General features: G+C 62.2%; 17 protein-coding genes. 2 read left to right on the forward strand and 15 right to left on the reverse strand.

All coding sequences use genetic code 11. The annotated features are described in order from the left end of the window. Positions 1-85: 85 nt before the first annotated feature. The 6 genes from queC to ACZ1JV_RS26290 all read right to left on the reverse strand — a co-directional run bounded on the left by queC (position 86) and on the right by ACZ1JV_RS26290 (position 5,235). Complete coding sequence (queC, locus tag ACZ1JV_RS26265) at positions 86-784, reverse strand: 7-cyano-7-deazaguanine synthase QueC (protein ID WP_465151174.1); 699 nt, start codon at positions 782-784, stop codon at positions 86-88. 38 nt (positions 785-822) lie between these two features. After that, positions 823-1,266: a hypothetical protein gene (locus ACZ1JV_RS26270; protein WP_465151175.1), complete on the reverse strand. Its 444-nt coding sequence runs from the start codon at positions 1,264-1,266 to the stop codon at positions 823-825. Positions 1,267-1,318: 52 nt separating this feature from the next. Then, a complete protein-coding gene (gene hslO, locus ACZ1JV_RS26275) occupies positions 1,319-2,227 on the reverse strand; it encodes an Hsp33 family molecular chaperone HslO (RefSeq protein WP_465151176.1) in 909 nt (302 codons plus the stop codon). Continuing rightward, positions 2,224-3,150 (reverse strand): ornithine carbamoyltransferase, encoded by a 927-nt coding sequence (gene argF, locus ACZ1JV_RS26280; RefSeq protein WP_465151177.1) that lies wholly within the window; start codon positions 3,148-3,150, stop codon positions 2,224-2,226. The genes hslO and argF overlap by 4 nt, the downstream gene beginning before the upstream one ends. Further along, on the reverse strand, positions 3,150-4,340 hold the full coding sequence (locus ACZ1JV_RS26285; RefSeq protein ID WP_465151178.1) for an acetylornithine transaminase: 1,191 nt from the start codon (positions 4,338-4,340) through the stop codon (positions 3,150-3,152). Before ACZ1JV_RS26285 ends, argF begins: the two co-directional genes overlap by 1 nt. A gap of 145 nt (positions 4,341-4,485) precedes the next feature. Further along, positions 4,486-5,235: a cold-shock protein gene (locus ACZ1JV_RS26290; RefSeq protein ID WP_465136896.1), complete on the reverse strand. Its 750-nt coding sequence runs from the start codon at positions 5,233-5,235 to the stop codon at positions 4,486-4,488. Between the two features lie 300 nt (positions 5,236-5,535). Between ACZ1JV_RS26290 and ACZ1JV_RS26295 the strand changes: the two genes are divergently transcribed. Then, positions 5,536-5,964, forward strand: a complete 429-nt coding sequence (locus ACZ1JV_RS26295; protein WP_465136895.1) for a protein tyrosine phosphatase family protein — start codon at positions 5,536-5,538, stop codon at positions 5,962-5,964. A gap of 23 nt (positions 5,965-5,987) precedes the next feature. Here the strand turns inward: ACZ1JV_RS26295 and ACZ1JV_RS26300 are convergent, their stop codons facing one another. The 9 genes from ACZ1JV_RS26300 to ACZ1JV_RS26340 form a co-directional block, all read right to left on the reverse strand. Further along, on the reverse strand, positions 5,988-6,326 hold the full coding sequence (locus tag ACZ1JV_RS26300) for a P-II family nitrogen regulator (RefSeq protein WP_465151179.1): 339 nt from the start codon (positions 6,324-6,326) through the stop codon (positions 5,988-5,990). A 182-nt stretch (positions 6,327-6,508) separates the two neighbouring features. Beyond that, entirely contained in the window at positions 6,509-7,810 is a 1,302-nt protein-coding gene (locus ACZ1JV_RS26305; RefSeq protein ID WP_465151180.1) for an ammonium transporter, read from the reverse strand. Positions 7,811-7,839: 29 nt separating this feature from the next. Continuing rightward, positions 7,840-8,178, reverse strand: a complete 339-nt coding sequence (locus ACZ1JV_RS26310) for a P-II family nitrogen regulator (RefSeq protein ID WP_465136892.1) — start codon at positions 8,176-8,178, stop codon at positions 7,840-7,842. 151 nt (positions 8,179-8,329) lie between these two features. Next, positions 8,330-9,034: an endonuclease/exonuclease/phosphatase family protein gene (locus tag ACZ1JV_RS26315; RefSeq protein ID WP_465151181.1), complete on the reverse strand. Its 705-nt coding sequence runs from the start codon at positions 9,032-9,034 to the stop codon at positions 8,330-8,332. A 121-nt stretch (positions 9,035-9,155) separates the two neighbouring features. Continuing rightward, positions 9,156-10,694 carry a peptide chain release factor 3 gene (locus ACZ1JV_RS26320; protein WP_465151182.1) on the reverse strand — a complete coding sequence of 513 codons (1,539 nt, stop codon included), beginning with the start codon at positions 10,692-10,694 and terminating at the stop codon, positions 9,156-9,158. Positions 10,695-10,755: 61 nt separating this feature from the next. Continuing rightward, positions 10,756-11,472 carry a tRNA (guanine(46)-N(7))-methyltransferase TrmB gene (gene trmB, locus ACZ1JV_RS26325; RefSeq protein WP_465151183.1) on the reverse strand — a complete coding sequence of 239 codons (717 nt, stop codon included), beginning with the start codon at positions 11,470-11,472 and terminating at the stop codon, positions 10,756-10,758. A gap of 182 nt (positions 11,473-11,654) precedes the next feature. Next, positions 11,655-12,350, reverse strand: coding sequence for a response regulator transcription factor CtrA (ctrA, locus tag ACZ1JV_RS26330; RefSeq protein WP_132389726.1), 696 nt, complete (start codon positions 12,348-12,350; stop codon positions 11,655-11,657). Between the two features lie 193 nt (positions 12,351-12,543). Further along, a complete protein-coding gene (locus ACZ1JV_RS26335; protein WP_465151184.1) occupies positions 12,544-13,932 on the reverse strand; it encodes a putative O-glycosylation ligase, exosortase A system-associated in 1,389 nt (462 codons plus the stop codon). Beyond that, positions 13,925-14,131: a hypothetical protein gene (locus ACZ1JV_RS26340; RefSeq protein ID WP_465151185.1), complete on the reverse strand. Its 207-nt coding sequence runs from the start codon at positions 14,129-14,131 to the stop codon at positions 13,925-13,927. The genes ACZ1JV_RS26335 and ACZ1JV_RS26340 overlap by 8 nt, the downstream gene beginning before the upstream one ends. Positions 14,132-14,197: 66 nt before the next feature. On the opposite strand from ACZ1JV_RS26340, the gene ACZ1JV_RS26345 reads away from it, so the two are divergent. Continuing rightward, complete coding sequence (locus ACZ1JV_RS26345) at positions 14,198-15,439, forward strand: TIGR04063 family PEP-CTERM/XrtA system glycosyltransferase (RefSeq protein WP_465151186.1); 1,242 nt, start codon at positions 14,198-14,200, stop codon at positions 15,437-15,439. Positions 15,440-15,485: the final 46 nt, after the last annotated feature.

Raw genomic sequence — 15,485 nt, forward strand, 5'->3', positions numbered from 1 at the left:
CTTGGCGCCTGCCAGCCGCAGACAAAAAGAAAGCGCCCCGCTCGTGAAGAGCGGGGCGCTTTCTTTTGCCGCAATCAGAGGATGATCAGGCTGCGTAGGGCGTAGTATCCACCAATCCCGCCTCGGCAAAGCCTGCCTTGCGCAATCGGCAGCTATCGCACAAACCGCAGGCGCTACCGTCGGGCTGCGGATCATAGCACGACCAGCTCATCCCGGCCTCAAGCCCGAGCCTATCCGCTTCGCGCGCGATATCGGCCTTCCCCATGAACTGCAGCGGAGCATGGATCTGGAACTTGGTTCCCTCGTCTCCGTCCTTGGTGGCTAGAGTGGCAATGTTCTCGAAGGCTGCAATAAACTCGGGCCGGCAATCCGGGTACCCGGAATAGTCCAGGGCATTCACCCCGATGAAAATGTCGGACGCTCCGATTGCCTCTGCCCATGCCAGTGTCAGCGAAAGAAACACCAGGTTCCGCGCCGGAACATAAGTAACCGGAATGCCCGGCTCCAAGCCATCCTTGGGCACTTCGATTTCATCGGTGAGCGCGGATCCGCCGAACTGGCGAAGGTCGAGCGGGAGGATGACATGGCGCTTCGCGCCAAGTTCCCGGGCGATATGCCTGGCCGCATCGATTTCCCGACGATGACGCTGATTATAGTCGATCGTCAGGGCATTGATCTCAAAACCGGCTTCACGCGCAAGGCCGCCGGAGACCATGGAATCAAGACCGCCGGAAAGGAGAACAACCGCCTTCCGCGGCGCTGGGGAGGGAGAATTGTCTTGCATGCCTTCGCGCTAGGCTTTCCCGCGCGCGATGACAACCGTCAGACGCCGCAGTTGCCCAGGTGGCGCCCCTCGGTCGCGAAGGCGAACGGCCGGCCATTGGCGATGCCCTGGCTGTCGATCTGGACGAGGGCATTGGTTTCCCGGCGAATGTGCGTGCGGCCATAGCCGTGCCCAGGACAGGTATATTGCACCGTCACTTCGTTCGGCTTGTCATCGACGACCACGGTGCTGCATGCCTCGCCGCGATGTTCAAGCTGGACAAGCTCCTGCCCGCTGCGCAGGCACAGCTTGCCGGCATTTCCCAGGCCGCGAAGCTCCCAGCTTCCGCGATCCAGTTGGTCCAGCAGGGCCAGGGGCTTCTTCTGCGCCATGACCGGCGCAGCGAAAATCGCCAGACTGATTCCCATCACCCCGGCCCTTAGCGCCACGCCCAGGAAGGAGTTGCCGCGAAGTGGCGATACCGGATCGTCCATCATGCCCATGGGCGCCTCTTAGACCAACCCGATCGGCTCCCACAACCGCAGGAATTGTCGCTCAGGCGGGAATATGCAGGATTTTCGAACAGAAAGCGCAATCGACCGGGATCATGCCGGTCTCATCACGCATGTCCACGCGCTCGATCTCCGGAAACCGCGAGAGGATTTCCCGATAATATTCAACGGTGCACCGGCACCCGCGCTGGAGTGGGAGTAGTGGCTCCACCCTGACTTCCTCTTCCTCATGGAAGATCCGCCACACGAGTTGCTCCAGATTGAGCACGGGGTCGACCAGTTCCTCCGGCCGAACGCTTCCAGCCATGATCGCAACATGCTCCCAATCGGGATGCTGCTCCTGCACGTGCAGACGTTCGCGGCCTTCCTCGCCGTCCGGGAAATGCTGAACCAGAAACCCGCCCGCCACACAGCGCGGGTCATTCGACCGCACGGATACCCGGATCAGCGTCGGCACCTGTTCCGACTGCGCGAAGTATTTCTCGCAAGCCTGCGCCAGCGATTCCCCTTCAAGCGGGACCACGCCCTGATAACGCGCCCCGGTAGCCGCAAGATCGAAGGTGATGGCGAGATAGCCCGTCCCGAAGATTGCTTCCAGCGAGCAGTCTTCCTCCAGCCGTTCCACAAGATCCGGGTCATGGCGAAGATAGCCACGCAGTTCGCCATTACGGTAATCGCAGACGAGCAGATCCACAGCGCCGCCTTCGGCCTGCGCTTGGAAGGTAAGCTGCGCGCCCTCATCCTTCAGCAGAGATCCCATCAAGGCCGAAAGCACCAGCGCCTCGGCCAGGACGTGTTTCACCACTTTTGGATAAGTGTGCGCCGAAAGCACCGTTTCCAGCACCGGCCCCAACCTGACGACCCGGCCGCGCGCATTGCGCGACGGCACGGTGAACGCCAGGACTCGATCGAAGCCGGTATCGTCGGCGCGGATGGGCAGATCGTCGCTCACAGCCGGCCGAGCGCCCAGAGCAGCACCGACTTCTGCGCATGGATGCGGTTTTCCGCCTCATCCCACACGACCGAGTGCGGTCCGTCGATCACCTCGTCCGTCACTTCCTCTCCGCGATGTGCGGGCAGGCAGTGAAGGAACTTGGCGCCCGGAGCCGCCTTCGCCATCAACGCGGCATTGACCTGATAGGGCTGCATCGCGGCCACGTGCTTTTCGCCGCCCGCCTGCCCCATGGACACCCAGGTATCGGTAACCACCACCTGAGCACCGGCAACCGCTTCATCGGCGCTGTGCGTCAGGATGACTTCGCCACCGGCGGTTCGGGCGCGCTCGATGAACGCCTGATCCGGCTCATAGCCGGCCGGTCCACCGATGCGGATCGTGAACTTCATCAGCCCCGCCGCCTCGATCAGCGAATTGGCGACGTTGTTGCCGTCTCCCAACCAGGCCATCTGCAACCCAGGCAGGGCAAACCCGTGCTCGACGGTGGTCAGGAGATCCGCGACGATCTGGCAGGGATGCGAAAGGTCGGTCAGGCCATTGATCACTGGCACATCGGCGTAGTGAGCCAGTTCCTCGATCTTGGCGTGATCGTCGGTACGGATCATGATCGCATCGACCATGCGGCTGAGGACGCGGGCGGTGTCGGCGATCGTTTCGCCGCGTCCGATCTGCGTGCTGCCCGCTTCCATGATCATGGCGCTGCCGCCAAGCTGGCGCATCGCCATGTCGAAAGAAACGCGCGTGCGCGTCGAGTTCTTCTCGAAGATCATGGCCAGGACATGGCCTGCCAACGGCGCATCCGCATCCGGCCGGGCCTTGGGCCAAGCCTTGCGGGCGGCTTTGCGATCGATGGCGTCGTTGATCATCGCCGCCAGCGCATCGCCGCCGGCATCACTCAGGCTGAGAAAATCGCGCTGCATCACGCCACCCCTTCACGCTGATAGCTTGCCGCGGCGGCGGACAGCTTTTCCATGAACTCGTCCATATGGGAATCATCGATCACCAGCGGCGGCAGGATGCGAACGACGTTATCTCCGGCCGATACCGTCAGGAGATTATGATTGTCGCGCATGTGCGCGACGAAGGCGCGCGGTTCGACCTTCAGCTTAAGGCCAATGAACAGGCCTTTGCCGCGAACGGAATCGAACAGTTCCGGATAGTTGCCAATGAACTGCTCCAAGCGCGCCATCAGGCGTTCCCCCTTGGCGCGAACGTCCGCAAGGAAATCTTCGTTGGCAACGGCGTCCAAGACAGCATCGATCGCCGCCATCGCGAACGGATTGCCCCCGTAAGTCGATCCATGCGTGCCGTAGACCATGCCGCGCGCCGCCTTTTCGGTCGCCAGGCACGCGCCGACAGGGAAGCCACCGCCGATGCCCTTGGCTGTCGACATAATATCGGGAATGACACCGTATTGTTCGTAAGCATAGAAGGTGCCGGCCCGGCCGACACCGCTTTGCACCTCGTCCAGAACCAGCATCAGATCGTGCTCGTCACAAAGGTCGCGCAATCCCTGCATGAACGCCTGCGACGCGATACGAATGCCGCCTTCGCCCTGGATCGGCTCAACGAGAAAACCTGCTGTATTCGGGCCGATCGCCGCCTTGGCCGCTTCGAGATCATCGAACTCGACGTACTTGAAGCCCGGCAGCAGCGGCAGGAAGCCCTTGTGCATCTTCTCCTGATTGGATGCGCTGATCGTTGCCATCGTCCGCCCGTGGAAGGCGTTGTTGAAGGTGATCAGTTCATACTTTTCGTGATTGCCGACATGCTGGTGATAGGCACGCGCGGTCTTGATTGCGCATTCGACCGCCTCGGCACCCGAATTGGTGAAGAAGACGGTGTCGGCAAAGGTCAGATCGACCAGCCGCTGCGCCACAGCTTCGCCCTGCGGGCTGCCATAGAGATTAGACACGTGCATCAGCGTTTCAGCTTGCTGCTGAATCGCGCCGATGAGGCCCGGATGCGAATGTCCCAATAGGTTCACGGCAATACCGCTTGCGAAATCGAGGAATCGGCGACCGTCTTCACTGATAAGATGGCAGTGCTCGCCGCGAACGGGGCGGACGCCGCACCGGGGGTACACGGGCATCAGTGGCGTAATCGACATGACGTTGTTCCTCGAAACGAATCAGTAAAGCGAAAAAGATCGGGAATCGGAAAACGACAAATGGCGGCCCTATCCGGACCGCCATTTGCGCGCTTCTATGCTGTTGCATCCCCCGGTCAAACCACCGGGGAGGGTGCAGGCTAGATCAACCTTGGAGCGCCGACAGGTTGACCGCCGAGTACTTGCCTCGTCGATCGACCTCGATGTCGAACTCCACGCGATCGCCTTCGTTGAGGCCCGAGAGCCCCGAACGCTCGACAGCGCTGATGTGAACGAATGCGTCCGGCTGGCCATCATCACGCGTAATGAAGCCGAAGCCCTTCATGGAATTGAAGAACTTGACGGTGCCGCTGGCCTTTTCGCCGGTAAGCTGACGCTGCGGTGCAGGTTCGCGCTTTTCGACAGGGATCACGTCGCCCAGGATCACCAGTTCGCTGGCCGAAATCTTGCCGCCGCGATCAACCAGCTGGAATTCCAGCTGCTGACCTTCGGCGAGACCTTCAAGGCCTGCACGCTCGACCGCGCTGATGTGAACGAACACATCGTCGCCGCCTTCTTCACGCTGAATGAAGCCGAAGCCCTTGGCACCGTTGAAGAACTTTACGACGCCCTTGCCCTGGCCAACGACCTGGGCGGGCATGCCGCCACCGCCGCCGCCGCGCGGGCCACCGAAGCCGCCACCGCCGCCGCCACGCGGGCCGCCGAAGCCGCCGCGATCACCGCCGCCGAAGCCGCCACGGTCACCACCGCCGCCACCGAAACGGTCGCCGCCACCGAAGCGGTCACCGCCTCCGAAACGATCCTGCCCGGCGAAGAACGGATCGAATTCGTTCTCCCCGAAACCACCATCGCGCTTGTCGCGTCCCCTTCCGCGACGACCTCTGTCAAAACCCATGTCTACGAACGTACCTTCGCTGCGCCCCAAAAAAAGCATTCACCCGAACACGTGGACGAACCGTGCCGACCGTCAGACAAGCGGAAGAGACGCAGCTCTCCCGCCACCTGCAAGGCCGAGTCATACACGAGTCATATGGGCAAGGCGAACACAATTACGCCTCTTTTTGCGAGTCTGTATCCGAAAGGCTGCATTTTGACTGGGTCGGCGTTCATCTCTTGTCCAAACTATGTGCTTGACGCAGGCGAATTTCAGGCTCAACCGCGGCCACACCGCTGCTCATGCGTGGGAGTTTCATAGATGTTTCGCCAGGTCACTGAATCCGTCTTCGCCAGTCCGCAGATCGGGATCGAGGCCATTGCCGAAGCCAAAGCGCTGGGCATCGTGCGAATCATCAACAATCGCCCCGAAGGCGAAAGCGACGACCAGATCCCCGGGGACGCCATCGCAGATGCGGCGCGCGAAGCGGGGATCGACTACGTGGCGATCCCGGTAACCCATGCCGGCTTTAGCCAGGCGCAGGTGGATGCGATGATGCAGGCCCTCGATAGTGCCGATGGTCCGGTTCTCGCTTATTGTCGTTCGGGCACCCGCTCGACATTGCTCTGGGCGCTTGCCCGCGCGAAGGCCGGAGACAATCCCGCCGTGATCGCCTCGAAAGCGGCCGCAGCCGGTTACGATGTGACGCCCGTCCGCCAATTGATCGAGATGTTTGCAGCCGGCCGCTGAACACGCGGCCAGCAAACCGCTAGCTATAGCGCTATGTCACCTTGCTCGCCGGTGCGCACGCGCAGCACCTCGGCCAGATCGAAGACGAAGATCTTGCCGTCTCCGATTTCATCGGTGCTTGCGGTTTTGCCGATGATCTCCACCACGGTGCTGGCAAAGGCGTCGGACACTGCGATCTCCAGCTTGATCTTGGGCACCAGGCTGGAGGAATACTCCGCACCGCGATAGATTTCGGTTTGGCCCTTCTGGCGGCCGAAGCCACTCACTTCCGACACCGTCAGGCCGGAAACCCCTGCACTGGCAAGGGCGTCCTTCACTTCGGTGAACTTGAACGGCTTGATGATCGCGATGATGTATTTCACGCCCATCTCCCTGGCCGGGTAAGTGATGCGTGCAGCATCACACAAAGCCTCCCCCACGACAAAGAAAAATGGGCCGGAGCGGCTGGCTCCGGCCCTTGAGTTTGTGTTCGCAGGAGGAACACCGGTAGGCGGCAGCGGAAAGGAGGAGAGGAAAAATCCCGCCGCCGCCAAGCTCGAAAATCTTAGTTGTAAGCGCGCTCGCCATGCTCGCCGATGTCGAGACCTTCCTGTTCGACTTCGGGAGCGACACGAAGGCCCGTGACTGCCTTGGCAATAAAGATCGCGATCACCGTGCCGATGGTCGCAAGGACGACAGTGGCAAGCACCGCCTCAACCTGGATCACGAGCTGCGAGCTGATCGAGAAGTCGGCCTTGCCGGGACCGCCGAGCGCAGGCGAGTAAACGATGCCGGTACCGATCGCGCCGACAATGCCGCCGATGCCGTGGACGCCGAATGCGTCGAGAGCATCGTCGTAGCCGAGTGCGGGCTTGAGCTTGCTGACAGCGAAGAAGCAGATCACCGAAGCCACACCGCCAAGAACGATGGCACCGAACGGACCCGAGTTACCCGCAGCCGGGGTGACGGCGACGAGGCCGGCAACGACACCCGAGCAGAAGCCCAGAGCAGACCCCTTGTGCCCAGCCAGACGCTCGGCGAGCATCCAGAACAGGCCGGCCGAGGCGGTGGCGACGAAAGTGTTGATCATTGCAAGGCTGGCGGCGCCGTTAGCCGACAGGGCCGAGCCGGCGTTGAAGCCGAACCAACCCACCCACAGCAAGCCCGTGCCAACGAAGGTCAGCGTCAGCGAGTGCGGCGGCATCGGTTCGTTCGGATAGCCCTTGCGCTTACCAAGAATGATCGCGGCAACAAGAGCCGAGACACCAGCGTTGATATGAACGACGGTACCACCGGCATAGTCGAGAGCACCGAGGCCGAAGAAGTAGCCGGTCGGAGCCCACACCATGTGCGCAATAGGGAAGTAAACGATAGTCAGCCACACTACCGCAAAGACCATAACGGCCGAAAACTTGATGCGCTCTACGGTCGAACCGAGGACCAGCGCCACTGTGATCGCCGCGAAGGTCATCTGGAAGCAGGCGAAAACGTATTCGGGAATGCTGCCCGAAACCGAATCGGGAGTGACGCCCTTGAGAAACGCCTTGCCGAAGCCGGAAATGAAGGCGTTGCCGCCTTCACCAAAGGCCATCGTGTAGCCATACATGACCCAGATCAGCATCGCGAGGCTGGCTGCGGCGCCAATCTGCGTCATCGTCGAGAGCATGTTCTTCGAACGAGTAAGGCCGCCGTAGAACAGGGCGAGGCCGGGCAGGATCATCAGAAAGACGAGCAGCGTCGACGTGAGCATCCAGGCGGTGTCGCCCTTGTCGATCGTCGGCGTGGCGGCTGCCTGCGCAAAAGCAGGCATGGCGGCGAACAGCGACGCACCCAGAGCGCCGGCGCCGCAAAGAATTTTGCGGTTCATCGTGGAATCCCTCCTGTGGGAAGCGCTGGTCACAGCGCGGTATCGCCGGATTCGCCAGTGCGGATGCGCACGGCCGAGGCGAGGTCGAGGACGAAGATCTTGCCGTCGCCGATGGCTTCGGTGCTGGCGATCTGCTGAATCGTCTCGACGATCTTCGGCGCCAGATCGTCCGGAGCGGCGACCTCAATCTTCACCTTCGGCAGCATGTTGGTCGAATACTCGGCCCCACGATAAATTTCCGTCTGCCCCTTTTGACGACCGAAGCCCTTCACTTCGGTAACGGTCATGCCGGCGACGCCAATCGCGCCCAGCGCTTCCCGAACTTCGTCGAGTTTGAAGGGCTTGATGATGGCTATGATGAACTTCATGCCTATCCCCTGCTTGCCACCGGCCCCAGCACCGGCTGCGATTACGTTAAGCAAGGGGCGTGCCAATTTATCAATTGGCGGGTTTTGGCGTGATTTTTATATAACGCTCGCAAGTGCAGCACGAACTGCCGCCCGATTCATGAGCAACTGCCTATTTTTTAGGCAAATCCAGCTTAGCAAAAACCGGCAGGTGATCGGATCCTGTCGCCGATAGTGGGCTGTGATGGACATTTGTTCCAACAACTGCCCATTCGCTGGACACGATAATACGGTCAAGCTGTGCGAGCGGACGACGAGAGGGAAAACTGCGGCCAGGAGCGAGAACCTGCCAAGGCCTCGCAAACTCACGAAAACAACCGCCGTGCAGCGACCATTCGTTGAGATCGCCCATCAATACGGTGGGCACATGCGCGTCGCACCCATCGACATGGGACAACACACTTCGCACTTGCAATCTACGGCGAAGGCCCGACAGGTCGAGATGCATGCCGACCACGCGAAAGCGGTGCCCTTCCAATTCCAGATCCGCCCGCACCGCACCGCGCGGCTCCAGCACCGGCAGCGGCACTGGCGAGGCATCGCGCAGATGGATGCCCTTGCGCACAAGAATGGCATTGCCATGCCAACCCAGACTGTCCGGCTTCATCGAAAGCGGCACAGGCGTATAATCCGACGCGCCATGGATCACATCGAGCGGCAGGGCCGCCATGCGCCGTCCGTAGCGGCGATCCACTTCCTGCAAAGCAACGACATCGGCATCGATCTCGCGCAGCACCGTCAGAATGCGCTCGGGATCGCGCCGTCGGTCGAGACCGACGGCCTTGTGGATGTTGTAGCTGGCGAATGTGATCTGCAAGGATGGCCCCACGGGTTTCGCGGAAGAATCAGTCTAAGCCGCCCATTTTGCCAGAGCCAAGATGACCAAGGCCCGAATGGGCGCAATATCCAATCCGCAAGACCCGCGGGCGGTTCCCTCCTCAGCGCTCCTTTGTGGCGCTGAAGGTCAGGTCCGGATTGCGCTCCTGCTGGTAGCTGACATCCCATCCGGAGCGTGCCATGAACACCGGATCGCCATCGCGGTCCTTGGCGAGGTTCATCTTGTTGAACTCTCCAAAGTCACGCAGCGCCTTGTCCTCGCCCTTGATCCAGCGCGCCGTGTCGAACGGCGCAGGCTCCAGAACCGCCTCCACCTTGTATTCGGCTTCAAGACGGCTGATCAGCACATCGAGCTGAAGCTGGCCGACCACGCCGACCACCCATTGCGAGCCGATTTCGGGGTAGAACACCTGGATCACGCCCTCTTCGGAAAGATCGTCCAGCGCCTTGCGCAGCTGCTTGGTCTTGGTCGGATCCTTCAGTGCCACGCGGCGCAGGATTTCCGGCGCGAAGTTGGGCAGGCCGGTGAAGCGCACCTGGTTCTTCTCGGAAAGCGTATCGCCCACGCGCAAGGTGCCGTGGTTGGGAATGCCGATGATATCGCCCGGCTCTGCGCTGTCGGCAATCTCGCGGTCCTGCGCGAAGAACAGGATTGGTGAGTGCACCGCGATCGGCTTGCCGAGGCCGGAGGGCGTCAGCTTCATGCCGCGCTTGAAGGTACCCGAAACCAGCCGCATGAAGGCGATGCGGTCACGATGCATCGGGTCCATGTTGGCCTGCACCTTGAAGATGAAGCCGGTCACTTCCTTGTTCTCCGGCTCGATCGTGCCCGCTTCCGAAGGTTGCGGGCGCGGCGGCGGCGCGAACTTCGAAATCGCGTCGATCAGTTCGGCCACGCCGAAATTCTTCAGCGCCGAACCGAAGTAAACCGGGGTCAGGTCACCGCCGCGATAGGCCTCTACGTCGAATTCGGGATAACCGGCCTGCGCCAGCTCCAGCTCTTCCGCCACGGCATCGGGCAGAGTCGCATTTTCATCGACATGGCCGAGGTATTCCTTGCTCGGCCCTTCGGGACGGCTGACCTTGCCGGTGGCAATGTCCAGAATGCCTTCGAACAGGCCGCCCATGCCGACCGGCCAGGACATCGGGCAGACATCCAGCGCCAGCATGTCCGCCACTTCGTCCATCAGGTCGAAACAGGCGCGGCCTTCACGGTCCACCTTGTTGATGAAGGTGATGATCGGCACCGAGCGCAGGCGGCACACCTCGAACAGCTTGCGCGTCTGCGGCTCGATACCCTTGGCCGCGTCGATCACCATGATCGCCGAATCGACCGCGGTGAGCGTGCGATAGGTGTCTTCGGAGAAGTCTTCGTGGCCCGGCGTATCGAGCAGATTGAAGGTCACCGTATTGCCGTCGGCATCGGTCCGCTCAAACGTCATGACGGAGCTGGTGACCGAAATGCCGCGCTGCTGTTCGATCTTCATCCAGTCAGAACGCGCACGGCGCGCGGCGCCACGCGCCTTCACCTGACCGGCAAGGTGAATAGCGCCGCCTTGCAGCAGCAGCTTTTCGGTCAGGGTGGTCTTACCGGCGTCGGGGTGCGAGATGATCGCGAAAGTACGGCGAGAGTTGCTCATCGGCGCGCTTTAGTGGCGCAGGCGATATCCCGCAACTCCCGCATTACCGGCAGGTCGGCGCTTACTTGCGGCGATAGCGGAAGTACCAGACTTCATGGCCATAAACCGTGCGCGCCTTGGTCTCATAGCGCGTTTCCGGCCAGCCGCTCGGTCGATTCTGGAAATCGGCGGGCTTGTCGCACAGCCATTCGAACTGATCGGTATGCCGCTGCATCACCATGAGCGCGTGGCGCAGGTAGATGTCGTGATCGGTGCCGAAGCGGAATTCTCCGCCCTTCTTCAGCTTCGCCGCGAACATGTCCACCGGACCGTCGTTCATCATGCGCCGCTTGGCATGGCGCGCCTTGGGCCAGGGGTCCGGATGCAGCAGATAGAGCATCGACAGCGAGCCATCGGGAATACGCGCCAGCACTTCCAGCGCATCGCCGTGATGGATCCGGACATTGCCGATCGGCGGATGCGCGCCGTTGTCGCCCGCTACATGCGTCAGCGCCTGCGCAACGCCATTGATGAACGGTTCGCAGCCGATGAAGCCGTGATCGGGCAGCATGTCGGCGCGCTGGGCCATGTGCTCGCCGCCGCCGAAGCCGATCTCGAAATGCATCGGGCGGTCATCGCCGAACAGGCCCACGGCCGTGACCGGACCTTCGAGCGGAACCGCGATTCGCGGTAGCAGGTTGTCGACCAGCGCCTGCTGGCCCGCGCGCAGGGGCTTGCCCTTGGCGCGGCCATAGAGGCGGTTGAGCGTGGTCGGATCGCCGGATTTGTGAGCCGTCATGGCGCGGCGCAGTGACACCAACGCCGCGCAAGGTCAACGCCTGGGACATGCGCGAGTGCAGCGCCGCTTCACCAAGCAACGAAAAACGGCCCACCCCGAAAGGCAGGCCGTTTTCACTCACTGCGAGGGGATCGCAATTCCGTTCCGGTCCCCCAACCGGAAAATCGGGCCCTGCGCCGCGCTTACGCGACTTCGGCCAGTTCGTCGGGATCGCGCAGCACGTAGCCACGGCCCCAGACGGTTTCGATGTAATTGGCGCCGCCGCAGGCATGCGCCAGCTTCTTGCGCAGCTTGCAGATGAAGACGTCGATGATCTTCAGTTCGGGCTCGTCCATGCCGCCGTAAAGGTGGTTCAGGAACATTTCCTTGGTCAGCGTGGTGCCCTTGCGCAGCGAGAGCAGCTCCAGCATCGCGTATTCCTTGCCCGTCAGGTGCACGCGCGCGCCATCGACTTCCACCGTCTTGGCGTCGAGATTGACCACCAGCTTGCCGGTGCGGATGACCGACTGCGAGTGGCCCTTCGAACGGCGCACCACGGCGTGGATGCGGGCGATCAGCTCTTCGCGGTGGAAAGGCTTGGTCACATAGTCGTCGGCACCGAAGCCGAACGAGCGGACCTTGGAATCCATTTCGGAAATGCCCGAAAGGATCAGAACCGGCGTCTGCACCTTGGCCACGCGCAGCTTCTTCAGAACGTCGTACCCGTGCATGTCGGGCAGGTTCAGGTCGAGCAGGATGATATCGTAATCATAGAGCTTACCGAGATCCAGGCCTTCCTCGCCCAGGTCGGTGGAGTATACATTGAACCCTTCGGCGGTGAGCATAAGCTCAATCGCACGCGCCGTGGTAGGTTCGTCCTCGATCAACAGCACTCGCATTGGGTTGCCCCCCTTTTGCCCCTCTGTCCGCCCTGCCTGCGCCAACGCTGCCAAGCGCTACGCTAACCAGGCCTAAACGGACATTGCCGTGTATTAACCATATGACCTATGAAGGTTAAAGGTTAATTTGCCGTAAAACGCAAACCGTGCTGAGATCCGCATTGGATCATAAGGCGGCAGCCCAATGGGAAAACTACGTAGGTGGTAGGGAAAGGGCTGTACGCGGCGGTTTCGATGCGCGGATTTCCGCCTTTCCACCGCGCCTGACCGGCTCTCGGCGGCCGATCCGTTGCAGATAGGTCCACAGCCCGCACTGCAGGCCGACCAGCATCAGAATGAACGGCTGGAACGCGATTCCCACGAACAGCGAGCCGATCAGGTAGACAATCTGCGCCAGTTGCAGCGCCACCGCGAGCGGCGCGGCCCAAGCCTCATCCGGCTCCTTGCGATTCTTCCAGCGGCGGCGAATCAGTTCCATCTGCAGCAACCCGGTAAGTTGCAGCGCGATCCACAGCCCGAATCCGGGAAAGCCTTGCTCTCCCAGCATCTCGAAGTAGCTGGAATGGAAGGCCCGCCCTTCCTCCACCACGCGCGTGCGGGTAACGGTGGTGGTGCCCCCGTCGGTAGCGGTCACGATAGTGTCATAGGAAACCTTGCTGGCGATATTGACCACGAAGCCGCCGCCCATCGGATGCTGCTTCACATAGTCCCAGGTCCATTTCCACACGCCGATTCGCGTGCTGGCGGACTGGTCCGCCTGGTGATTTTCGATCGTGCCCATGCGCGCCAGGAACGAGGCTGGCAGGAACGGTACCGCCAGCATCACTGCGATCGCCATTCCCCCGGCAATCAACACCTTGTGCTTCGCCGTGCGCAGATAGAACAGGCAGAGCACGCCCAGGCAGACGAGGCCGGTGCGCGCCTGCGTGCCCACTGGAATCAACGCGCAGGCAAAGATCAGCGCGGCGGCGAACAGCTTCACGCGCCAGTCCGTCGGGAAGATCGTGCCATATTTCGCCAGCCACAGGATCAGCGGGATGATGGCGATGGCCACGCTCGACAGGATCGAGCCTTCGAACAGGCCGGTGTTGCTCTCGACGAAGATTCGCAACGAGCCGTAGCCGCCCCCGCCCAGTGCGGTCTTGATGCCCCCGTCGATGATCAGCGCGCTGGCGGAAAGCACCATGACCAGCACCACCGCCTCGATCCTGAGGCGCGTTCGCAAGGTCAGCGGCAGGAAGATCGCGAAGACCAGCGCCTTCCACACCCAGGCCCATTTCTCCTGCGCCGCATCGGGATAGACCGCGGTGAACGTGGAGATCGCACAGTAGATCAGCAACGCGATCAGTAACGCTTGCCGGATATTGAACCGCATGTCGCGCTTGTCGTCGAACAGCAGCCAACCGCCGAACGCAGCGCCAAAGGCCATCAGCGAGACGGGTATGTGCGAAAGGATGCCCCACGAGATGAGCTGGGGCGCGACGATATCCACATAGAGATAGCAAAGCACCCACAGAAACGGCCGTCGGAAGCCCAGAATCAGGAACGTGCAGAGAAAGCCCGTAAGCCCAAGGTCAAGCATCGTCGCCCGCCCCGCGATTCCAGATCACACCGCGCCGGATCGGACGCTCGGAACCGGCGCGTGACTTCTTTTCGGCCTGCGTGGGATCTGCCTTCTCGGCCCGCGCGCCCTCGACGTCCAGATCGGGACGCAGTAACAGGCGCCAGGCCGCCAGTGCCAGCAGGCCATGGCTGAGAGCTAAGGCGAATATGTCGACCATGATCCGCAACCGCTATCAGTGCCGGGTTGACGCCGCGTTAAGCGTTCTTCGTTAGCCATTTCCGCCATGACCCGGGTTCTCCACGTCCTAGACCACTCGCTGCCGCTGCACAGCGGCTACACCTTCCGCACGCGCGCCATCCTGAAGGCGCAGGAGGGCATGGGCTGGGAAGTGCGCGGCGTCACCGGGCCCCGCTACCACGCCGGAGCGGCCGCGTGCGAACATTTCGACGGGTTGACGTTCTATCGCAGCGCGGGCGAGGCCAGCGGTCCCCCGCTCTGGCGCGAATGGCGCGAGATCGCGCTGTTCGAACAGGGGATCGAGGCTGCCGTGCGCGAATGGCGCCCGGATGTGATCCACGCCCATTCCCCCGCGCTTTGCGGCGCCGCCGCCTTGCGCGTGGCACGCCGCCACGGCATCCGCTGCGTCTACGAGATTCGCGCCTTCTGGGAAGACGCCGCCGTGGGCAATGGCACCGGGACCGAGGGCTCTTTCAAATATCGCCTGATTCGCGCGCTGGAAAACCGCGTCGTCGCCCGGGCCGATGCTGTCGTCACCATTTGCCAGGGCCTGCGCAACGATCTGATCGCGCGTGGAACGCCGGCCGAAAAGATCACCGTATCGCCCAACGGCGTCGATCTGACCCTTTTCGGCGAACCCGTGCCGCGCGATGCTGCGCTTGCGCGCGAACTCGGCTTCGAAATCGATGGACGGCCCTGCCCGGTGATCGGCTTCATTGGCAGCTTCTACGACTACGAGGGTCTGGACGACCTGATCGCCGCCATGCCCCTGTTGCTGCAGCGCCAGCCCGACGCGCGCCTGCTAATGGTGGGCGGCGGCCCGCGCGAGGACGCCTTGCGCGCGCAGGCAGAGGCGTCGAGCGCGGCCGAGGCCATCCGATTCATCGGCCGCGTGCCGCATCATGAGGTCGATCGCTACTACGCGCTCTGCGACGTCATGGCCTATCCCCGCAAGAAAAGCCGCCTGACCGACCTTGTCACCCCGCTGAAACCGCTGGAGGCGATGGCGCAGCGCAAGCTGGTGGCGGCGAGCAGCGTGGGCGGGCATCGCGAACTGATGGAGCATGGCGTGACCGGCACGCTGTTCACCCCCGACGATCCGGCAGCCTGCGCCACGGCCCTTGCCGATCTGCTCGCCAACCGCAACGGTTGGGAGCGGATGCGCGCGGCGGGGCTGGAACATGTCCGCTCCAGTCACGATTGGGCTTGCAATGTCCGCCGTTATCGAGACGTTTACCAAATCCTGCCAGTCGATAAGGTTCAAGACGGGCTCGATGCCGCAGCATGAACGGCGCGCGGATAAAGCCAGGTCGCAAACCGCAGGTCAGCACGGG

The sequence above is a fragment of the Novosphingobium sp. BL-S-19 genome (assembly GCF_055521675.1).